Raw genomic sequence first — 20,211 nt, forward strand, 5'->3', positions numbered from 1 at the left:
TTTCTTGGACGTCTGATTCTTCATTCGCGACGATGAATGAATACTTCCACGGATTACTCCGCCAAGGTGGGTTGCCGAAGGCTCTGGGTCCAGTGTCGGAGCCCTTTGCTGCAGGCAAAAAAAAGGGTCTGGAGAATCACTCCCAGACCCTCAAAAAATTGAGGGGTGTCTAGGCCCTCAATCTGGTGAGCTTGGTGCGCAGGTCATTTCCTGTCAGGCCTTCAAGGGGGCCAGACGCGGAGCGATCATGTTTTCCGGGCGCAGGATGTCGTCGAGCATGGCATCGTCGAGCAGACCTTCCTCACGCACCAGTTCCAGCACGCCGCGGCCGGTTTCCAGCGCGATGCGGGCGATACGGGTGGAGTTTTCGTAACCGATGTAGGGGTTCAGTGCGGTCACCAGGCCGATCGAATGCTCGACCAGCTCGCGGCAGCGCTGTTCGTTGGCCGTGATGCCCACAATGCAGTGCTCGCGCAGCATGTCCATGGCGCGCTGCAACAGGCGGATAGAGTCGAAGATCTTGTAAGCGATCAGTGGCTCCATCACGTTGAGCTGCAATTGTCCGCCTTCAGCGGCCATGGTCAGCGACAGGTCGTTGCCGATGATTTCGAAAGCAACCTGATTGACCGCTTCCGGGATTACCGGGTTGACCTTGCCGGGCATGATCGAGCTGCCGGGCTGGCGTGCCGGCAGGTTGATTTCGTTGATCCCGGTGCGCGGGCCGCTGGAAAGCAGGCGCAGGTCGTTGCAGATCTTCGATAGCTTGACCGCAGTACGCTTGAGCATGCCCGAGAACAGTACGAACGCGCCCATGTCGGAGGTCGCTTCGATCAGATCGGCTGCCGGCACCAGAGGCTGGCCGCTGATCAGCGCCAGGCGGTCGACGGCAAGCTTTTGGTAGCCAGGGTCGGCGTTGATGCCGGTGCCGATGGCCGTGCCGCCCAGGTTCACTTCGGTCAACAGCTCCGGTGCCAGGCTGCGCAGGCGGTTGAGGTCTTCTGTCAGGGTGGTGGCAAAGGCGCGGAACTCCTGACCCAGGGTCATTGGCACGGCGTCCTGCAACTGAGTACGACCCATTTTCAGCACATGGTTGAATTCTTCGCCCTTGGCGGCGAACGACTGGATCAGGCTGGAGAGGCTGGCGAGCAGGGCGTCATGGCCCAGCAGCAGACCCAGGCGGATCGCGGTCGGGTAGGCGTCGTTGGTCGACTGCGCCATGTTTACATCGTTGTTGGGGTGCAGGTGCTTGTATTCGCCTTTCTCGAAGCCCATGGTTTCCAGGGCGATGTTGGCGATGACTTCGTTGGCGTTCATGTTGGTGGACGTGCCGGCACCGCCCTGAATCATGTCGACCACGAACTGATCGTGGAAGTCGCCACGGATCAGACGGGCGCAGGCCTCGCTAATGGCCGCATGCTTTTTATCGTTGAGGTGTCCGAGCTGGTGGTTTGCATCAGCTGCCGCCTGTTTGACCATGGCCAGGGCCACAACCAGTTTAGGGTAGTGCGAAAGCGGCACGCCTGAGAGGTGAAAGTTGTTCACCGCTCGCAGGGTCTGAATGCCGTAATACGCGTTGGCAGGTACTTCGAGAACACCAAGCAGGTCTTTTTCGATGCGCGATGATGCAGGCGAGGACATGATAAAAGAAGTCTCAAAAAGGCACGGACAATGCCGGAACGCCGCGAATAGTGGGCTTCCCACCCTGTCTTGACCAATGCTGTTAAACGCTGGCCTATGCAATAACGGCATAATCAGGGTGTGACCCGGATTCCGTTAAGTGCCTAAAGGGGGCAAAATGTCGCACCCGGACGCTGCTTCGGCGACCTTGCCAGAGCCGTCTGGCCATGTATCCGCAGCGCGTTGCCGGTCGTCCCACTGCGGTCGCTTCAAGCCGGGTGGGTGCAGGGCATGCGCAGTTGCCTGTCGAAGCAGTCATCCATTGTCCGGGAGGACCTGATGAATCTGGAAAGCAAATGGCTGGAGGATTTCAGCGCCCTGGCGGCCACCCGCAGCTTTTCTCAGGCCGCCGAGCGTCGTTTCGTAACTCAGCCAGCGTTCAGTCGGCGTATCCGCAGTCTTGAGTCGGCCTTGGGGCTGACGCTGGTCAATCGCTCGCGCACGCCCATCGAACTGACGGCTGCCGGGCAGCTGTTTCTGGTCACCGCGCGTACCGTGGTCGAGCAACTGGGCGAAGTCGTGCGCCATCTGCATCATCTGGAAGGTGGGCAGGGCGAGGTGATGCAGGTTGCTGCGGCACACTCGCTGGCGTTGGGGTTTTTTCCGCGCTGGATTGCCCAGCTACGTAACGAAGGGCTGAACATTGCCACCCGGCTGGTGGCCACCAACGTTGGCGATGCCGTACACGCGTTGCGTGAAGGTGGCTGCGATCTGATGCTGGCGTTCTATGATCCTGACGCCGCGCTGCAAATGGACGCTGAAATCTTCCCCTCGCTGCATCTGGGCCATACCGAGATGTTGCCGGTCTGTGCGGCAGATGCCGATGGGCAGCCGTTATTCGATATGGAAGGCGAGGGCAGTGTGCCGTTGCTTGCCTACAGCGCCGGGGCCTTTCTCGGGCGCTCGGTGAATCTGCTGCTGCGTCAGCGCAACCTGCGGTTCACGACGGTTTACGAGACGGCAATGGCCGATAGCCTGAAAAGCATGGCACTGGAAGGGCTGGGCATCGCCTGGGTTCCGCAACTGAGTGTGCGCGCCGAACTGGCGCGCGGTGAACTGGTGGTGTGTGGCGGGCCGCAGTGGCATGTGCCGCTGGAGATTCGCCTTTACCGTTGCGCTCTGGTACGCAAGGCCAATGTGCGCCTGCTGTGGCGCAAGCTTGAGAGTGCAGCGTCGCCGGGCGAAGCATAAAAACGGCCTGTTGTGATGCATGACAACAGGCCGTTTGCTCAGCGAACAGATATGTTATCGACGTATTTGCGAATCAATTCCTTTGGCATCGCTGAAGTAATAGCAGGGGATGATTGAGGTGGTGGAGTATCCCCACATAGTCGTCTGGCATGGAAAACCGCTAGCCGCCTCATGCGTAGCGCCAAACAGGTGGCCGATCTCATGCGGCAGCGTGTTGTAATCTTTCAGGGACGCCATCGCGACGTGATGGCTTGTTGCTGCAACGCCGTGTAACGGTCCCGTGGATTTTATTGGAAGTCACCAGCACGTATTTATGGCGCTCGGACGGGCGTGGCAGGTTTTTAGCGTCTGCGTAAGCGGTGCTCGTCTGAAATAGCCTGTATAACGACTGTTCATCCTCCTCCCCACGATAGGCGAAGTCTGTAAGGCCCGGTTCGTCGTTGATGAATGTGACCGTTGTCCTGCGCCCCGTGATTTCCTGCAACTGAGCGAGAAAGGGATTCAAGTAGTTGTCACCCAGTTCAGCGCGTTCATATTTTGTCAGTTGATCGTGCATGATCACGAACAGTCCCAGATTGGGGCCGGCGGCGCTGGCAAATGGCAGGTAAAAAAAGACGGCAAGTGACAGCCAGACTGTCAGTTTGTTTTTCATTGGTACGTTCTCATCCTTGAGAGTCAGGTTAGATTGCGACTTCAATTTCGCGCTTCCAGTTAAACAAATACTGTCCGGGCCTGACAGTCCTGCTATGTCGTTTAGCGTCGTAGGGCAAGGCCTTTCATGTTGTAAGGCGCGCTGGTTAACGTGTTGGAATTTTAGTGTGTCCGGCTCTAGGGTCTGTTCCCGTTTCGACGTAACCCATTGATCTCTATGAGAACAGGCCCGTATTGTTGGAGTTCTCACACAACACCAATACGAGCCTGCAATGCCCCGATTAATGCTCAGTGATGAGCACTGGCCGAAGCTTCGAGAAATTTTGCTGCACGAATCGATCTACAACAAGCGAGATTTGCGCACCACGGTTGAAGGCATGCTGTACCGCATGCGTGTGGGTTGCCCTTGGCGAGACCTGCCGAAAGCGTTTGGAAACTGGAGCAAGGTCTACAAGCGGTTCAATGCCTGGTCTGCTTCAGGCAAGTGGGTCAAGGTGCTTGAGGTGCTGATGACCGATCCTGACATGGAGTGGGTTTTCATTGATGGCAGCTATGTAAAGGCTCATCAGCACAGTGCAGGTGCTGCCAGCACGCAGGACCAGGCCATCGGAAAAAGCCGAGCCGGTAACACCAGCAAGATTCACCTGGCTGTAGACGCTTGTGGGCTGCCCATTGCATTTGACGTGACCGGAGGCCAGACCAATGATTGTTCGCAGGCGGCCTCGTTGATTGCCAAGATGCCCAATGCAGAAGTGATCATTGCGGACAAGGGCTACGACACTGAAGCGATACGCGCTCAGGTCGAGCAGCAAGGCAGCAAAGTGGTGATTCCACGAAAGCGCAATTCTCTGAAAGGGAACGCAGATCTGGACAAAGGGTTATATCGCAATCGACATCTCGTAGAAAACGCCTTTGCCCGGTTGAAGCATTTCCGGGCGGCGGCTTCTCGGTTCGACAAACTCAAGAGAAACTATGAAAGCGTCATAGCAATGGCCTGCGCTTTTCTGTGGCTGCCAATGTGAAACGGGAACAGACCCTAGGGCACGGCTTGCGTCGATCTCTGGCGGTGCTGCTGACAGAAGGTGATCGCAGGTGCTTTAAACTCACCACTTTGCGGTATACTGCGCGGCCTTTGGCCGGCTAAATCGGTCACTATTCGTACAACAAGCCACGCCGGTTCCCCCGCGTGGCTTGTTGTTTTCAGACGCGCCTGCGGGCGCCCGATGAGAGGCACGACGATGAGCGCACTGGTTGGCGTGATCATGGGCTCCAAGTCCGATTGGTCCACCCTTAGCCACACTGCCGACATGCTGGAAAAGCTCGGCATCCCTTATGAAGTCAAGGTGGTTTCAGCTCACCGCACGCCGGACTTGCTGTTCCAGTACGCCGACGAAGCAGAGGGCCGTGGCATTGAAGTGATCATCGCCGGTGCTGGCGGTGCCGCTCACTTGCCTGGCATGTGTGCCGCCAAGACCCACCTGCCTGTGCTGGGCGTTCCGGTACAGTCGTCGATGCTGTCGGGTGTCGACTCCCTGCTGTCGATCGTGCAGATGCCTGCGGGTATTCCGGTAGCGACCCTGGCCATCGGCAAAGCGGGGGCGATCAACGCTGCGCTGCTTTCGGCCAGTATCCTGGGCGCCAAACACCCTCAATTCCACGCAGCGCTGAAGAAATTCCGCGCTGAGCAGACAGACAGCGTCCTGGACAATCCAGACCCGCGCCACGCCTGAGGTTTTTCCATGAAGATCGGTGTAATCGGTGGCGGCCAGCTCGGCCGCATGTTGGCATTGGCAGGTACGCCGCTGGGCATGAACTTCGCCTTTCTCGATCCCGCGCCGGATGCCTGTGCTGCTGCACTTGGCGAGCATCTGCGTGCCGATTACGGCGATCTGGACCATCTGCGTCAGTTGGCTGATGAAGTCGATCTGGTGACTTTCGAGTTCGAAAGCGTTCCGGCCGAGACCGTGGCGTTTCTGTCGCAGTTCGTACCGGTCTATCCGAGCGCCGAGGCGTTGCGCATTGCGCGTGACCGCTGGTTTGAAAAAAGCATGTTCAAGGATCTGGGCATTCCGACGCCCGCATTCGCCGATATTCAGTCGCAGGCCGATCTGGATGCTGCGGTGGCCAGCATTGGCCTGCCTGCGGTGCTCAAGACTCGTACGCTGGGTTATGACGGCAAGGGCCAGAAGGTCCTGCGCTCGGCAGCAGATGTGACCGATACATTCGCCGAGCTCGGCAGCGTGCCGTGCCTGCTGGAAGGCTTCGTGCCGTTCACTGGCGAAGTGTCGCTGATCGCCGTTCGCGCACGTGATGGCGAGACCCGGTTCTACCCGCTGGTTCACAACACGCACGACAGCGGCATCCTGCGCCTGTCCATCGCCAGCACCGATCACCCATTGCAGGCACTGGCCGAAGACTACGCCGGTCGTGTCCTGAAGCAGCTGGATTACGTGGGCGTGCTGGCATTCGAGTTCTTTGAGGTCGACGGCGGCCTGAAAGCCAACGAGATCGCGCCGCGCGTCCACAACTCCGGTCACTGGACGACCGAAGGCGCCGAGTGCAGCCAGTTCGAGAACCACCTGCGGGCGGTTGCCGGTCTGCCGCTGGGCTCCACAGCCAAGGTCGGCGAGAGCGCCATGCTCAATTTCATCGGTGAAGTGCCAGCAGTGGACAAGGTCATCGCCGTCGAAGATTGCCACCTGCACCACTACGGCAAGGCGTTCAAGGCTGGCCGCAAAGTAGGACACGCTACGGTCCGCAGCGCTGACCGCGCTACGCTGGATCGTCAGGTGAAGCTGGTTGAAGCGTTGATCAAGGGCTGATCAGGCCCGCGGCTATCGCCAGGCCCTGTCATTCATGAAGAATTCTCCACCCCGAAGCAAACTGTCCATTGCGCCGGAACCATTCCCTGCCGCTGTTCTCAGATAGCAGTAGGTCGGGGCTGCTCATTAGCCCAGGCATATTCACTTAATACAGAGGGGAATGGCATGGGTATCATTGGAACCATCTTTATCGGCCTGATCGTTGGTCTGCTGGCTCGCTTCCTGAAGCCGGGCGACGACAGCATGGGCTGGATCATGACCATCGTGCTAGGTATCGCCGGCTCGCTCGCAGCCACTTATGGTGGTCAGGCGCTGGGTATCTATCAAGCGGGCGAGGGTGCAGGTTTCCTCGGCGCGCTGGTAGGTGCAATCATCCTGCTGGTTATCTACGGCATGATCAAAAAGAAATAACGTTTAATGTTCAGCCCTCTGTTCTGCGCAGCACAGAGGGCTAGAATGCGCGGCAACTCTTCCTTCTTTGCCGAGCTTTATCATGCGCCGCTTCTTGTTGATGACTCTTCTGCTGCTGTCCGGGCTTGCACACGCCCAGTTGCCGGAAACCGACTGGCTAGAGTTGATGCCCAAGTCCGATCAAAAAGCCCTCGAAGCCATGCCCGAGATTGACCACAATTCTCCGGAAGCGATGGGCACGTTCGACAGCAAGGGTGGCTTGAAGCAGAGCAAGGGTTTGCCTGCGGTCATGTATTCGACCAAGACCGTCCCGGCAATGAACGGCAAGACCATTCGTCTTGGCGGTTACCCTGTACCCCTCGAAACCGATGCCAAGGGCCACAGCACGCTGTTCTTCATCGTGCCCTATCCAGGCGCCTGCATTCACGTCCCGCCACCGCCGCCTAACCAGTTGGTGCTTGTGCGTTACCCCAAAGGCCTGAAACTGGATGATATCTACACACCACTGTGGGTAGAAGGCACCCTGAAAATCGAGAAGGTCAGTAACGATCTGGCTGATGCGGCGTATGCGATGGATGCGTCAAAGGTCCGCGTTGTGGTTGAATCGGACCTTTGATGGGCTTGATCAATAACTGATCAGAGCGCCTCGCTCCAGATACTCACACCCAGAACATGCATCTGGTCGGGGGCCAGCGTCACCACGTCGTCCAGCACGTTGGCCGTTTCGACGCAGACCATGCGCTGCCAGCCATCTGCTGCCATGTCGGTGAATTTGCCGGTTTTCTCGATCCACGGGTTCCACAGGATGGCTGATTTCGAGCCGGTGCTGCGGATATGGATGCGGCGCTGCCATTGGGGGTCAACGATGCTGAGTACCCCCGGTATATCCTTGTAGATACGGTCGGTTTCGCCAGTGAACGTCAGGTCGCCGGCCTGTTCACGTTCTTCCCAGTTTGCCAGGGTTTCGATGTAGCGCAGGCCGTCGAGCCCTTCGACGCTGACCTGACGAACATCGCTGACGGCGAAATAGGTGTGCAGCGCCTGGCTGATAACGACAGATTCTGTGCCGCAGTTGTAGCTGACCAGGCTGACGTTCAGAGCATGGTCCAGACGGATGCTGAGTTTCAGGGCGACGTTGTGCGGCCAGCCTGGCAGGTGGCCTTCGGCTTCCGGAAGGACGAACTCCACCAGCAGTGCATCGCCATCTGCTCCGATCCCCAGCAACTGCCAATCCAGCGCTCGCACTTCACCATGCGCCTTGGCAGGTTCGCTGCTGTCGCGCATTGCCTGCACGCTTTGCGGGTTGCGTTCCAGGTTACCGAACCACGGCCAGCAGATGGGCATGCCCGCGCGAATGGGTTTGCCTTGCTTGAAAACCGCCTCTTCATTCAGCCACACCAGAGGCTGCTGTCCGGCCACTTGATAGCTGAGGATATGTGCGCCCTGCTGCGCAACCAGCAGCTCTGCTTCGCCGTGGCGAATACGCCAGCAGTTCAGTTCGTCGTACTGGACAGATTCAACGTTGGGTTCAACCGGGGATGTTGGCATGCAAAGTTCTCACTCAATGACCGTGACGAAAATAGACCGCTTCACGCAAGGTGAGTTTAACCGGGCAGCCATCCTTGGGTTGAGCAACCAGTTACCGTCGTGCGGGAACCGAGCGTGTCCGCCCGCTGGAATCTATGGCCACGAACACGAATGCGGCCTCAGTGACCTTGCGCCATTCGCTGGTGAGCGGGTCATCGCTCCACACTTCGACCATCATCTTGATCGAGGTGCGTCCGACTTCCAGGGTGCGGGTGTAAAAGGAAAGCTGCTCGCCAACTGCGACCGGGACCAGAAACGCCATGCGATCAATCGCCACGGTCGCTACACGGCCGCCGGCCACTTTACTGGCCATGGCTGTACCCGCCAGGTCCATCTGGGAGACCAGCCAGCCGCCGAAGATGTCGCCAAAGCCATTGGTTTCGCGGGGAAGGGCGGTAATTTGCAGTGCAAGGTCGCCTTGCGGAGTTGGATCTTCTTGTTCGAGCTCGATCATGCCTAGGGTGCCTCTGACCCATGACTCTCATTATTGTATGCTGCGGTTAACAGGCGCCATTCAAAACCATGCGCATGAACATTGTGTGTCCAGTGCAGGTGTGGCCCATAGAGAAACTCTGCGAAACCCGCTGTTTCAGACGTTTTCGCACAACTTCCCAGTGCTGCTGACGACTTGCGAGTATATCGGGCGTTGCGTCATAGAACGACCGTCGGGTTTCCATTTTGTAATGATGCAGTTCTTGACATGTGTTTTTAAGAGCAATTTGCTATCTTGCTGAACCTCTACAGGTGACAAGACTGCCTGTACACGCAATTTTGGTGCCTATCTGCGCCTTTGCCCTCGACAATCGCTTCTGCACGGCACCCCGCAGCAAGCAGCCAGCGTTGCTGTCGCTTGCCCCTTTTTAAAGAACAAGTAAAGAGAAGCCTTGTCATGTCATCTGTTCCTTCAAGTTCCACGCAGCCTGCGCGGCCTTTGACCCGCAGCGATTACAAAACCCTTTCGCTCTCTGCTTTGGGTGGCGCGCTGGAGTTCTACGACTTCATCATTTTCGTGTTTTTCGCGGCGGTGGTCGGCAAGCTGTTTTTCCCGGTGGACATGCCCGACTGGCTGCGCATGATGCAGACGTTCGGCATTTTCGCCGCCGGTTATCTGGCGAGGCCGCTGGGCGGCATTATCATGGCGCACTTCGGCGATCTGCTGGGGCGCAAGAAAATGTTCACGCTGAGCATTTTCATGATGGCGGTGCCGACCCTGATCATGGGTCTGCTACCGACCTACGCACAGATCGGCATGTGGGCGCCGATTCTGCTGCTGTTGATGCGCGTCATTCAAGGTGCCGCCATCGGCGGTGAAGTGCCTGGCGCCTGGGTCTTCGTCTCCGAGCATGTGCCTGCACGGCGTGTCGGGTATGCCTGCGGCACCCTGACCGCAGGGCTGACAGCGGGCATCCTGCTGGGCTCGCTGGTCGCCACGGCGATCAACAGTATTTATACCCCGGTCGAAGTGTCGGATTACGCCTGGCGGATCCCTTTCCTGCTGGGCGGCGTGTTTGGCCTGATGTCGGTTTATCTGCGCCGTCTGTTGCACGAAACGCCGGTGTTCGCCGAACTGCAACTGCGCAAGGCGCTGGCTGAAGAAGTGCCGCTCAAGGCGGTGCTGCGTGATCATCGTGGTGCAGTTGCGCTGTCGATGCTGATGACCTGGTTGCTCTCGGCCGGCATCATCGTCGTTATCCTGATGACGCCGACCATTCTGCAAACCATCTATGGCTTTCCGGCCGCTACCGCGCTGAAAGCCAACAGCCTGGCAATTGTATTCCTGAGCGTGGGTTGCATCGCAGCAGGCGCGCTGGCGGATCGTTTCGGCGCAGGCCGGGTGTTTCTGCTGGGCAGCGCAGGTTTGCTGGTCAGTTCCTGGACGTTCTATCACGTCCTCGGCAGCCATCCGGAAGTGCTGTTCCCGCTGTATGCCGTGACGGGCCTGTTCGTTGGCACTATCGGCGCGGTTCCTTATGTCATGGTCAAGGCTTTCCCGCCCGTGGTGCGTTTCTCCGGGCTGTCGTTCTCTTACAACCTGGCATACGCCATTTTCGGGGGGCTGACGCCGATGGTGGTGACGTTCATGCTCAAGAGCAGCCCGATGGGCCCGGCCTGGTATGTCGCGATTCTCTGCGGCCTGGGTATGGCAATCGGCGTGTTTTTGCTCACCAGAAAGCGTTGATCAGCACCCACTGGTAAAACGCTCAAGGTATCCGCTACAGCGAAAGGCTATCTCCCTGCGAGGGGCGATGGCCTTTTAATCTTATTGTCATAATCAATTCATAGAGTAGTCACAAGACTGGCCCAAAAGGCTTGTGGACACCTACATACCCTGCCAGGAGCGCAAGGATGACACTCAAGCGTTTGATGGCTGCACTGATATGGGTTGCCGCCAGCGCGACGGCAGCCAATACGCTGGCTGCCGTCGACCCTGCCATCAAGGCCTATACCAGGACCTCCGGTGTGTCGGGCAATCTCTCCAGTGTCGGCTCCGATACTCTGGCAAATCTGATGACCCTGTGGGCCGAGGCCTACAAGAAAGAATACCCGAGCGTGAACATCCAGATTCAAGCGGCCGGCTCTTCCACAGCGCCACCTGCACTGACCGAGGGCACGGCCAATCTGGGCCCGATGAGCCGCAGGATGAAAGACGGCGAATTATCTGCTTTTGAGCAGAAACACGGCTACAAACCGACCGCTATTCCGGTCGCTGTGGACGCATTGGCCGTATTCGTGCACAAGGACAATCCGATCAAGGGCCTGACCCTGCAGCAGGTGGACGCAATCTTTTCTGCGACCCGCCTGTGCGGTGCCAGGGCGGATGCGAAAACCTGGGGTGATGTCGGTGTGAGCGGCAGCCTGGCAGGCAAGCCGATTCAGTTGTTCGGTCGCAACTCGGTGTCGGGTACTTACGGTTATTTCAAGGAAGAAGCCCTGTGCAAAGGCGATTTCAAAGCCAACGTCAACGAACAGCCTGGTTCCGCCTCGGTCGTCAGCGCCATCAGCAATTCGCTTAACAGCATTGGCTACTCAGGCATCGGCTACAAGACATCCAATGTCAGGACCGTCCCGCTGGCGAAGAAAGAGGGCGGCGAATTTGTCGAAGACAGCGAAGCCAATACCCTGAACGGCAGTTATCCACTGTCGCGCTTCATTTACGTGTACGTGAACAAGGTGCCGAACCAGCCCTTGGCGCCGCTGGAGGCCGAGTTTGTAAAACTGGTGCTGTCGAGACAGGGCCAGGAAGTGGTGATGAAGGACGGTTATATCCCGCTGCCCGCCCGTGTCGTCGAGAAGACGCTGGCCGATCTTGGCCTGCAGGGCGCGGGCGGCGTGGCGGTAAAGTAGTCACGTACGCGTTGGAGCGGGGCTCAATGGACTGGCCTGCATACAAATTGAACAGTCCGCCGCCGGTTTCGCAGGCAGCGGGCTTTCTTGCGTCACCTTGCTGTAATTTTTCTGTCATACAAGGCGTCTACGGTGTGTGCGCATGAATGAGCTGTTCAAATCGACGATGGACCAAAGCTCGCCTCCAGCGCGTATTGATTTCAATACGCCTGCGATGGTGAGAAAGCGTCGTGTCCGTGCGTTCAAGGATCGCCTCACTCACTGGTACGTCGCTATTGGTGGCCTTGCCGTTCTGGCGGCGATCACACTGATCTTCTTCTATCTGGCCTATGTCGTCGCGCCGCTCTTCAAAGGCGCAAGCCTTACTTCCGAACCCGTGCTGAATACTGCCTGGATGCAGGATGCGGGCACGCCGTTGATGATCGCAATTGAAGAGCAGAACCAGATCGGGATGCGCATTTCCGACAAGGGCGAAGTCATCTTTTTCAACGTCAAGGATGGCGCAGAACTGCATAGGGTTGCCTTGCCGCTGCCCGCTGGCGTGTCTGTCGCTTCCATCGGCAAGGATCAGCCCGGCGCACCATTAATAGCTTTGGGCTTGTCCAATGGCCAGGTGCTGGTGTTCAGGCACTCGTACCTGACGACCTATCCGAACAATCAGAAAACCATCACCCCGAGCGTGGCCTGGCCCTACGGCGAAGCGCCTTTGGTGCTGGATGAGGCCGGTCGCGCAGTCGAGCATGTGACCGTCAGTGCCGATGGCGACAGCCTCAAGCTGGCAGGGTCTACCGGCACTCAGTTGCACGTTATCTCGCTCGAGCAGAAAGAAAACATGATGACCGGCGAGATGACGCGTGAGCAGACTCGCATCGAGCTACCGCAGATGTCGGCCGCCGTGAAAGCGATTTACATCGATCCGCGCCAGCAATGGTTGTATGTCATCAATGGTCGCGCCCAGGCGGATGTGTTCAGCCTGCGCGACCGAACCCTCAATGGCCGCTATAAATTGCTGGAAGACGGTAACGCCGAGATCACGGCGAGTGCCCAACTGGTCGGCGGTATTTCGCTGATCATTGGCAACTCAAAGGGCAGCATGTCCCAGTGGTTCATGGCCCGGGACACTGACGGCGAGCAGCGCCTGATGCGCATCCGCGACTTTAAAATGGGCAGCGCACCTATCGAGCAGATCAAGGCCGAACAGCGGCGCAAGGGCTTCATTGCTCTGGACGCTTCGGGAAAGCTTGGCGTGTTCCACAGCACCGCGCACCGAACCTTGCTGATCGACAAGGTAACTGACGGTCCCGGCATTCTGGCGTTATCGCCGCGCGCCAACCGGGTTCTGATCGAAAGCGCTGGCAAGCTGTTGCCGCTGGCGCTGGACAACCCGCACCCGGAAGTCTCCTGGAGCTCGCTATGGGGCAAGGTCTGGTATGAGAATTACGACGAGCCCAAGTACGTTTGGCAATCCACGGCGTCCAACTCCGACTTCGAGCCAAAGCTGAGCCTGGCACCCTTGACCTACGGCACCCTGAAAGCGGCGTTCTACGCCATGTTGCTGGCCGCGCCGCTGGCCGTGGCGGCCGCGATCTACACCGCCTACTTCATGGCGCCGGGCATGCGCCGCAAGGTCAAGCCGGTGATTGAATTGATGGAAGCGATGCCGACGGTGATTCTCGGTTTCTTTGCCGGATTGTTTCTGGCGCCGTATCTGGAAGGTCATTTGCCGGGCATCTTCAGCTTGCTGCTGCTCACGCCGATCGGCATTTTGCTGGCGGGCTTTTTCTGGACCCGTCTGCCTGATTCGCTTCGCCTGCGCGTGCCCGATGGCTGGGAAGGCGCGATCCTGATTCCCGTTGTGCTATTGGTGGGCTGGTTTTCACTGAGCATGAGCCCGCACCTGGAGAGCTGGTTCTTCGGCGGCGACATGAGCACATGGATCCGCGACCAACTGGGCATCACCTACGATCAGCGCAACGCGTTGGTGGTCGGCATTGCAATGGGTTTCGCGGTGATCCCCAACATCTATTCAATTGCCGAAGACGCCGTGTTCAGCGTGCCGCGCAGCCTGACACTGGGCTCTCTGGCGCTGGGCGCGACGCCGTGGCAGACCCTGACGCGTGTAGTCATCCTGACCGCCAGCCCCGGTATTTTTTCGGCCTTGATGATCGGCATGGGCCGGGCGGTGGGGGAAACCATGATTGTGCTGATGGCGACCGGCAACACGCCGATCATGGACATGAATCTGTTTGAAGGCATGCGCACGCTGGCGGCCAATGTCGCGGTGGAGATGCCAGAGTCGGAAGTAGGCGGCAGCCATTATCGGGTGTTGTTTCTGGCGGCGTTGGTGCTGTTGATGTTCACCTTTGTGATGAACACCCTCGCGGAGTTGATTCGTCAGCGTCTGCGCAAGCAATACTCGGCGTTGTAAGGAAGGTAGGCGTTGGTGAAGCGGAACTCCCTCAAAAACTGGTTCAAAAGCGGCGCCCCCGGCGTCTGGATGAGTGCGGGTGCCGTATCCATCGCTGTCATCATGACCATCGGCCTGCTGGCGGTGATCGCCGTGCGGGGGCTTGGGCACTTTTGGCCCGCTGATCTGGTGGTCGCACGTTATGCGGTGCCCAATCAGGAATCGAGTGTGCTGGTTGGTGAGCGGGTCGAGCAGGAACAGGTCCCTCGTGCGCGTTTGAAAAGCGCGGGTCTGCCGGTGCCTGACCAAGGGCCGGAGTTCATGACCCGTGAGCTGTTCAAGGTTGGCAACCGTGACCTCAACCCCAGCGATTTCACCTGGGTTGTGGGCGACTGGCTGACCGACCAGAGCCGTCCTGCCGAACTGATGACACTGGAGCGCCGGGAGTGGGGCAATTTCTACGGCTATCTGGTCAACGTCAAAGAAGACGGCCGGATAGTGGCACAAGGCGAAGCTGCCTGGCCGATCCTGCAAGAGCGCATCAAACGCGTCGAAAAGCTGGCTGACGAACTCTACATTCTGGAAAAGAAAGACATCGGGGCCATCAATCACGGTATTGAGCGCCTGCGTCTGCAGGCCCGCAAGCTGGAACTCAATGGCCGGCTCGATGCCGCTGCGCAAGCTGACATGGCTGCAGAACGTGCCGAGCTGGACGCGCGTTACAAGGTCATCGAGGGGCGTCTGGACGGCCTGCATGAGGCTTTTGATCGCGACAGCCTGACGGCACGCGATGGCAATGGCAAAGAAATCGAACTCAGCCTGGGCAAAGTGGTGCGTGCTTACCAGCCCAACGCGATGGGCACCGTTACCAAGCTGGGTTTCTACTTCCAGAAACTGTGGGAATTTCTCAGTGACGACCCTCGCGAAGCCAACACCGAAGGGGGTATTTTCCCGGCTATCTTCGGCACGGTGATGATGACCCTGATCATGGCAGTGATCGTGACGCCGTTCGGTGTGCTGGCAGCGGTTTACCTGCGCGAGTACGCGCGTCAGGGGCCGGTTACCCGGCTGATCCGCATTGCGGTGAACAACCTGGCCGGTGTGCCGGCGATTGTGTACGGCGTGTTCGGCCTCGGTTTTTTCGTTTATGTGCTCGGCGGCTCGGTAGACCGGCTGTTCTTTCCTGAAGCGCTGCCAGCCCCGACGTTTGGTACGCCAGGCCTGTTATGGGCCTCGCTGACCCTGGCGCTGCTGGCCGTGCCGGTGGTGATCGTGGCCACCGAAGAAGGGTTGGCGCGTATTCCGCTGACCCTGCGCGAAGGCTCGCTGGCGCTGGGCGCGACCAAGGCCGAGACGCTGTGGAAGATTGTATTGCCAATGGCCAGCCCGGCAATGATGACCGGCCTGATTCTGGCGGTGGCGCGTGCCGCCGGGGAAGTTGCGCCATTGATGCTGGTGGGCGTGGTCAAACTGGCCCCGTCGCTGCCGCTGGATGGCAACTATCCTTATCTGCATCTCGATCAGAAGATCATGCACCTGGGTTTCCACATTTACGACGTCGGCTTCCAGAGCCCGAACGTCGAGGCGGCACGCCCGCTGGTCTACGCCACCGCGCTGTTGCTGGTGCTGGTCATCGCCTTGCTCAATCTCTCGGCTGTGAGTATCCGTAACCATTTGCGGGAAAAGTATAAGGCGCTCGACAATTGATCCCGAATTCGCCCTTTGGCAAACGCAGCCGTTCGATGAAGCGAATCGTTCGCACAGGAGCAATCCATGCAGCATGAAAGCCCGACTCACGGCATGAACATGTCGGCCCTGAGGCGTCACAAGCAACGCCTGGATCTGGCCGATGAGACCGTGGCCATCGAAGTGCCGGGTCTGAATCTGTTCTATGGCGACAAGCAGGCGCTGTTCGATATTGCCCTGAATATCCCCAAGCAGAAGGTGACCTCGTTCATCGGTCCGTCCGGTTGTGGCAAGTCGACCCTGTTGCGCAGTTTCAATCGCATGAACGATCTGGTCGATGGCTGCCGCGTTGAAGGCGCAATCAACCTGTACGGTCACAACATCTACACCAAAGGCGAGGAAGTTGCTGAGTTGCGTCGGCGCGTCGGCATGGTGTTCCAGAAGCCGAACCCGTTCCCCAAGACGATTTATGAAAACGTGGTCTACGGCCTGCGCATTCAGGGGATCAACAAGAAGCGCGTACTCGATGAAGCCGTCGAGTGGGCGCTGAAAGCCTCTGCGCTCTGGGATGAGGTCAAGGATCGACTGCATGAGTCGGCGTTGGGGTTGTCCGGAGGGCAGCAACAGCGTCTGGTCATTGCCCGAACGATCGCCGTGGAGCCGGAAGTTTTGCTGCTCGACGAACCCTGTTCGGCACTTGACCCGATTTCGACCCTTAAAGTCGAAGAACTGATCTACGAACTGAAATCGAAATACACCATTGTGATCGTTACGCACAACATGCAGCAGGCGGCTCGGGTGTCGGATTACACCGCGTTTATGTACATGGGCAAACTCGTCGAGTTCGGTGATACAGACACCTTGTTCACCAACCCGGCAAAAAAACAGACAGAAGACTACATCACCGGTCGTTACGGCTAGGACGTGCTTCGTCAGACCTGAACCACCGCTGCGTTTTCGCTATTAACCGGACGTTCCAAGGACACCCAGCATGATCCACAAAGACAGCCATACGCATCACATTTCCCAACAGTTCAACGCGGAACTCGAAGACGTTCGCAGCCATTTGCTCGAAATGGGTGGCCTGGTCGAGAAGCAGGTGAACGATTCTGTCACGGCACTGATCGAGGCCGACTCCGGTCTTGCCCAGCGCGTTCGCGAGGTCGACGACCGGATCAATCAGATGGAGCGCAGCATTGACGAAGAATGCCTGCGCATTCTGGCTCGTCGCCAGCCAGCGGCGTCCGATCTGCGCCTGATCATCAGCATTTCCAAGTCGGTGATCGACCTGGAGCGCATCGGTGATGAAGCCACCAAGATCGCCCGCCGTGCCATCAAACTCTGCGAAGAGGGCGAGGCGCCACGCGGTTACGTCGAGGTCCGTCATATCGGTGATCAGGTGCGCAACATGGTTCGCGATGCCCTGGACTCGTTCGCGCGTTTCGACGCTGAGCTGGCCCTGTCGGTCGCGCAGTACGACAAGACCATCGACCGTGAGTACAAAACCGCCCTGCGCGAGCTGGCGACCTACATGATGGAAGATCCACGCTCGATCTCCCGCGTGCTGGACGTCATCTGGGTGCTGCGCTCTCTGGAGCGCATCGGCGACCATGCCCGCAACATTTCCGAGCTGGTGATTTATCTGGTGCGTGGCACCGACGTGCGGCACATGGGGCTCAAGCGCATGAAGGAAGAAGTGCAGGGTATCTCGAGCGAAACCGCTAATGTTCCGGGCGACGCTGACGATAAGTAAGATTGCCTGCGAGAAAAACGCCCAGCATGCGCTGGGCGTTTTTCGTTGTGCAGACGAGTATTCCCGTCGCCTGCGGATTAAATGTCGCGGCGCAGTCAATCAATATGGCAGTTGGCCACCGGTCAACGCTATGCTTGCCGAAACAAAGGGCGTGTTGGCATACCGCAGTTCGCCTCCAGGTGAACACGCCCGCAGGAGCGTCGATGAGTAAGGTCAGTGTATTGGTGGTGGATGACGCGACTTTCATTCGCGACTTGGTCAAGAAAGGGCTGCGCAATTATTTTCCCGGGATTCATACCGAGGACGCAGTCAATGGTCGCAAGGCTCAGGCTTTGCTGGGCAAAGAGTCGTTCGATCTGATTCTGTGCGACTGGGAAATGCCCGAGATGTCCGGCCTGGAGCTGTTGACATGGTGTCGTGAGCAAGACAATTACCTGAGAACCGTGCCGTTCATCATGGTGACCAGCCGTGGCGACAAGGAAAACGTCGTGCAGGCTATTCAGGCCGGCGTGACCGATTTTGTCGGCAAACCGTTCACTAACGAGCAGTTGCTGACCAAGGTCAAGAAGGCGCTGGCGAAGGTCGGCAAGCTTGATGCGGTCATGTCCACAGCCCCGGCACGCATGAACTCGCCGCTCAATGACTCGCTCAGTGCATTGACCGGCGGCAAGGCCGAAGTGGTTCGCGCCACGCCAGCTGCCGCGCCTGCCGGTATCGCCAAAGCGCCGCCTGTAGCAGCCAAATCGCCGGAGCCTGCCGGTCGTGGACAGGGTCAGTTGCGCCTGCCCAACGGCATTCAGTCGTGCGTGATCAAGGCTTTGACGCTGAAAGACGCCACACTGGTGATACGCGTCAGCGAAAACCTGCCGCAGGTGCTCGACAGCGCGGTACTGGACCTTGAGCAAGGCGAGAGCAACGAGGTCGCACGCCTGAATGGCTACCTGCACTCCGTTGCCGCGTTCGAGCAGAAGCCTGACAGTGAATGGCTGCAAGTGACTTTCCGCTTTGTCGATCAGGATGCGCAGAAGCTCGACTACCTGTCGCGCCTGATCGCACGTGGCACGGCTCAGAAGCACTTTATCCCCGGAGCCTGATACACGCCTCCTGCTGACTGGCATGCCGACGTTCGCGTTGGCATGCCCCAAATACCTACTGCACAGCTACCTAATAACTTCACCCCGCTGCAATCACCCCCTCGCTGATCATGCTGTGTCCGTGGCTTGTCTGGCGCGTTATTCATGTCCGATTGATACCGACGAGTCCTCTTCTGTCTGCAAGGCTGCTAGGCTTGGCACCCAGTGCCCTTGAACCCGAACGCCTCTGATGCTTGCACGCCTGCTTATCCTGTTTGCCCTGATGTTGACTGTGCAGTCGGCCGGGGCAGTCACGATCTATAAATTCACCGATGCCGATGGCGTGGTGTCGTTCTCGGATCGGCCAACACCTGGCGCATCGGTCATGGTGTTTCGGGACCGGATGGTCGAGCGTATCGACGGCCAGGTGCATTTGAGTGTCAGGCGTGAAAAGGGCGTGCACAGCCTGTACGTGCGCAACGATCTGTACGCCCCGGTCGAGGTCGAACTCAAGCTTTCCAGTGTGACCAACGTGCTGGGCGTCTCTGGCTCGTCAGCAACGCTGCGCCGCACGATCCCTGCGCGCAGTAATGAACGTGTGGTGGTGCTGAGCCCCAAAGTGGGGAGCAAGCCGATGAACTATGCCTCGGTGCTGACTTCAACCCTGGGCGATCCCAAAGGTTCGGTGCAGGCCTATAAATACCCATTGCCGTGGATTGGCGGACCGTTTCGCCTGACTCAGGGGCCGAATGGCAAATACAGTCATTATGGTGCCAAGGGCCGCTATGCGATGGACATTGCCATGCCCGAAGGCACCCCGATCATCGCCGCACGCGGCGGGACGGTGATAAAGATCGAAAACAGCCAGTCAGGGAGGGGTTCGAATGCGTCAGGCAACTTCGTACGGATTCTGCACGAAGACGGCACGATGGGCGTCTATCTGCACCTGATGCGCGGTTCGGTGAGTGTCAGGGAAGGTCAGCGGGTCAGCGTCGGAACCGCGCTGGCGCGGTCGGGTAATACCGGAAACAGCACCGGCCCGCATCTGCACTTTGTCGTGCAACGCAATTTGGGCCATGAACTGGTATCGATCCCTTACGAATTCGCCAGACCAGTGCAGAGCCTGCCCAACTTCGCCGTCGGCGGGAATTGACTGCTGGAGCGACCGTCCATTTCTTGACTATCGTGCCGACGCTCCGCGTCGGTATGCCGTTCAGGGCGCTCCGCGTCCGCTTTGAGTATGCGGCGCGGCGCAGACCTGTGACGCGGAGCGTCACCCAAGGCATTCCCACGCTGGAGCGTGAGGAACGATAGGCGTTCGGGAGAGCACCTATCGTGCCCATGCTCTGCGTGGGTATGCCGTTCAGGGCGCTCCGCGTCCGCTTTTGAGTATGCGGCGCGGCGCAGACCTGTGACGCGGAGCGTCACCCACGGCATTCCCACGCTGGAGCGTGAGGAACGATAGGCATTCGGGAGAGCACCTATCGTGCCCATGCTCCGCGTGGGTATGCCGTTCAGGGCGCTCCGCGTCCGCTTTTGAGTATGCGGCGCGGCGCAGATTTGTGACGCGGAGCGTCGCCCACGGCATTCCCACGCTGGAGCGTGAGG

General features: G+C 58.6%; 17 protein-coding genes and 1 pseudogene. 14 read left to right on the forward strand and 4 right to left on the reverse strand.

Annotated elements, in window-relative coordinates; translation table 11 throughout:
• Nucleotides 1-213 precede the first annotated feature (213 nt).
• Entirely contained in the window at nt 214-1,638 is a 1,425-nt protein-coding gene (gene aspA / locus AC4ANK_RS00520) for an aspartate ammonia-lyase (RefSeq protein ID WP_002555902.1), read from the reverse strand.
• 318 nt (nt 1,639-1,956) lie between these two features.
• Between aspA and AC4ANK_RS00525 the strand changes: the two genes are divergently transcribed.
• Nucleotides 1,957-2,868 carry a LysR substrate-binding domain-containing protein gene (locus AC4ANK_RS00525; protein WP_002555901.1) on the forward strand — a complete coding sequence of 304 codons (912 nt, stop codon included), beginning with the start codon at nt 1,957-1,959 and terminating at the stop codon, nt 2,866-2,868.
• 38 nt (nt 2,869-2,906) lie between these two features.
• On the opposite strand, the pseudogene AC4ANK_RS00530 reads toward AC4ANK_RS00525, so the two are convergent.
• Nucleotides 2,907-3,520: pseudogene (locus AC4ANK_RS00530) on the reverse strand (hypothetical protein).
• 271 nt (nt 3,521-3,791) lie between these two features.
• Here AC4ANK_RS00530 and AC4ANK_RS00535 point away from each other — a divergent pair.
• The 5 genes from AC4ANK_RS00535 (at nt 3,792) to AC4ANK_RS00555 (ending at nt 7,368) form a co-directional block, all read left to right on the forward strand.
• A complete protein-coding gene (locus AC4ANK_RS00535) occupies nt 3,792-4,541 on the forward strand; it encodes an IS5 family transposase (RefSeq protein WP_460382697.1) in 750 nt (249 codons plus the stop codon).
• A gap of 216 nt (nt 4,542-4,757) precedes the next feature.
• Nucleotides 4,758-5,249: a 5-(carboxyamino)imidazole ribonucleotide mutase gene (gene purE, locus AC4ANK_RS00540; protein WP_002555898.1), complete on the forward strand. Its 492-nt coding sequence runs from the start codon at nt 4,758-4,760 to the stop codon at nt 5,247-5,249.
• Nucleotides 5,250-5,258: 9 nt separating this feature from the next.
• Nucleotides 5,259-6,341: a 5-(carboxyamino)imidazole ribonucleotide synthase gene (locus AC4ANK_RS00545; protein WP_002555897.1), complete on the forward strand. Its 1,083-nt coding sequence runs from the start codon at nt 5,259-5,261 to the stop codon at nt 6,339-6,341.
• A gap of 165 nt (nt 6,342-6,506) precedes the next feature.
• Complete coding sequence (locus tag AC4ANK_RS00550) at nt 6,507-6,752, forward strand: GlsB/YeaQ/YmgE family stress response membrane protein (protein WP_002555896.1); 246 nt, start codon at nt 6,507-6,509, stop codon at nt 6,750-6,752.
• Nucleotides 6,753-6,834: 82 nt separating this feature from the next.
• A complete protein-coding gene (locus AC4ANK_RS00555; RefSeq protein WP_002555895.1) occupies nt 6,835-7,368 on the forward strand; it encodes a DUF3299 domain-containing protein in 534 nt (177 codons plus the stop codon).
• A gap of 20 nt (nt 7,369-7,388) precedes the next feature.
• Here AC4ANK_RS00555 and AC4ANK_RS00560 read toward each other — a convergent pair whose 3' ends face one another.
• Nucleotides 7,389-8,300: a D-hexose-6-phosphate mutarotase gene (locus AC4ANK_RS00560; RefSeq protein ID WP_031595760.1), complete on the reverse strand. Its 912-nt coding sequence runs from the start codon at nt 8,298-8,300 to the stop codon at nt 7,389-7,391.
• Between the two features lie 91 nt (nt 8,301-8,391).
• Nucleotides 8,392-8,793: an acyl-CoA thioesterase gene (locus AC4ANK_RS00565; protein WP_002555893.1), complete on the reverse strand. Its 402-nt coding sequence runs from the start codon at nt 8,791-8,793 to the stop codon at nt 8,392-8,394.
• A 435-nt stretch (nt 8,794-9,228) separates the two neighbouring features.
• Here AC4ANK_RS00565 and AC4ANK_RS00570 point away from each other — a divergent pair, with 435 nt between their 5' ends.
• From AC4ANK_RS00570 to AC4ANK_RS00605, 8 genes are all read left to right on the forward strand, one after another.
• Nucleotides 9,229-10,518, forward strand: a complete 1,290-nt coding sequence (locus AC4ANK_RS00570) for an MFS transporter (RefSeq protein ID WP_002555892.1) — start codon at nt 9,229-9,231, stop codon at nt 10,516-10,518.
• A gap of 167 nt (nt 10,519-10,685) precedes the next feature.
• Entirely contained in the window at nt 10,686-11,684 is a 999-nt protein-coding gene (locus tag AC4ANK_RS00575) for a phosphate ABC transporter substrate-binding protein PstS family protein (RefSeq protein WP_460383933.1), read from the forward strand.
• A gap of 142 nt (nt 11,685-11,826) precedes the next feature.
• A complete protein-coding gene (locus AC4ANK_RS00580) occupies nt 11,827-14,112 on the forward strand; it encodes an ABC transporter permease subunit (protein WP_002555890.1) in 2,286 nt (761 codons plus the stop codon).
• Between the two features lie 69 nt (nt 14,113-14,181).
• Nucleotides 14,182-15,798 (forward strand): phosphate ABC transporter permease PstA, encoded by a 1,617-nt coding sequence (pstA, locus tag AC4ANK_RS00585; protein ID WP_170947386.1) that lies wholly within the window; start codon nt 14,182-14,184, stop codon nt 15,796-15,798.
• Between the two features lie 66 nt (nt 15,799-15,864).
• Complete coding sequence (pstB, locus tag AC4ANK_RS00590) at nt 15,865-16,698, forward strand: phosphate ABC transporter ATP-binding protein PstB (protein ID WP_005734982.1); 834 nt, start codon at nt 15,865-15,867, stop codon at nt 16,696-16,698.
• Nucleotides 16,699-16,768: 70 nt separating this feature from the next.
• A complete protein-coding gene (phoU, locus tag AC4ANK_RS00595) occupies nt 16,769-17,530 on the forward strand; it encodes a phosphate signaling complex protein PhoU (RefSeq protein ID WP_002555887.1) in 762 nt (253 codons plus the stop codon).
• Nucleotides 17,531-17,733: 203 nt separating this feature from the next.
• On the forward strand, nt 17,734-18,624 hold the full coding sequence (locus AC4ANK_RS00600) for a response regulator (protein ID WP_002555886.1): 891 nt from the start codon (nt 17,734-17,736) through the stop codon (nt 18,622-18,624).
• A gap of 229 nt (nt 18,625-18,853) precedes the next feature.
• Complete coding sequence (locus AC4ANK_RS00605; RefSeq protein WP_044322185.1) at nt 18,854-19,756, forward strand: peptidoglycan DD-metalloendopeptidase family protein; 903 nt, start codon at nt 18,854-18,856, stop codon at nt 19,754-19,756.
• Nucleotides 19,757-20,211: the final 455 nt, after the last annotated feature.

The organism is Pseudomonas sp. Pmew2 (assembly GCF_058129885.1).

Bases quoted from the DNA above. Each gene is read 5' to 3' on its own strand.
- aspA (WP_002555902.1), bottom strand. From the start codon at position 1,638: ATGTCCTCGCCTGCATCATCGCGCATCGAAAAAGACCTGCTTGGTGTT.
- AC4ANK_RS00525 (WP_002555901.1), top strand. From the start codon at position 1,957: ATGAATCTGGAAAGCAAATGGCTGGAGGATTTCAGCGCCCTGGCGGCC.
- AC4ANK_RS00535 (WP_460382697.1), top strand. From the start codon at position 3,792: ATGCCCCGATTAATGCTCAGTGATGAGCACTGGCCGAAGCTTCGAGAA.
- purE (WP_002555898.1), top strand. From the start codon at position 4,758: ATGAGCGCACTGGTTGGCGTGATCATGGGCTCCAAGTCCGATTGGTCC.
- AC4ANK_RS00545 (WP_002555897.1), top strand. From the start codon at position 5,259: ATGAAGATCGGTGTAATCGGTGGCGGCCAGCTCGGCCGCATGTTGGCA.
- AC4ANK_RS00550 (WP_002555896.1), top strand. From the start codon at position 6,507: ATGGGTATCATTGGAACCATCTTTATCGGCCTGATCGTTGGTCTGCTG.
- AC4ANK_RS00555 (WP_002555895.1), top strand. From the start codon at position 6,835: ATGCGCCGCTTCTTGTTGATGACTCTTCTGCTGCTGTCCGGGCTTGCA.
- AC4ANK_RS00560 (WP_031595760.1), bottom strand. From the start codon at position 8,300: ATGCCAACATCCCCGGTTGAACCCAACGTTGAATCTGTCCAGTACGAC.
- AC4ANK_RS00565 (WP_002555893.1), bottom strand. From the start codon at position 8,793: ATGATCGAGCTCGAACAAGAAGATCCAACTCCGCAAGGCGACCTTGCA.
- AC4ANK_RS00570 (WP_002555892.1), top strand. From the start codon at position 9,229: ATGTCATCTGTTCCTTCAAGTTCCACGCAGCCTGCGCGGCCTTTGACC.
- AC4ANK_RS00575 (WP_460383933.1), top strand. From the start codon at position 10,686: ATGACACTCAAGCGTTTGATGGCTGCACTGATATGGGTTGCCGCCAGC.
- AC4ANK_RS00580 (WP_002555890.1), top strand. From the start codon at position 11,827: ATGAATGAGCTGTTCAAATCGACGATGGACCAAAGCTCGCCTCCAGCG.
- pstA (WP_170947386.1), top strand. From the start codon at position 14,182: ATGAGTGCGGGTGCCGTATCCATCGCTGTCATCATGACCATCGGCCTG.
- pstB (WP_005734982.1), top strand. From the start codon at position 15,865: ATGCAGCATGAAAGCCCGACTCACGGCATGAACATGTCGGCCCTGAGG.
- phoU (WP_002555887.1), top strand. From the start codon at position 16,769: ATGATCCACAAAGACAGCCATACGCATCACATTTCCCAACAGTTCAAC.
- AC4ANK_RS00600 (WP_002555886.1), top strand. From the start codon at position 17,734: ATGAGTAAGGTCAGTGTATTGGTGGTGGATGACGCGACTTTCATTCGC.
- AC4ANK_RS00605 (WP_044322185.1), top strand. From the start codon at position 18,854: ATGCTTGCACGCCTGCTTATCCTGTTTGCCCTGATGTTGACTGTGCAG.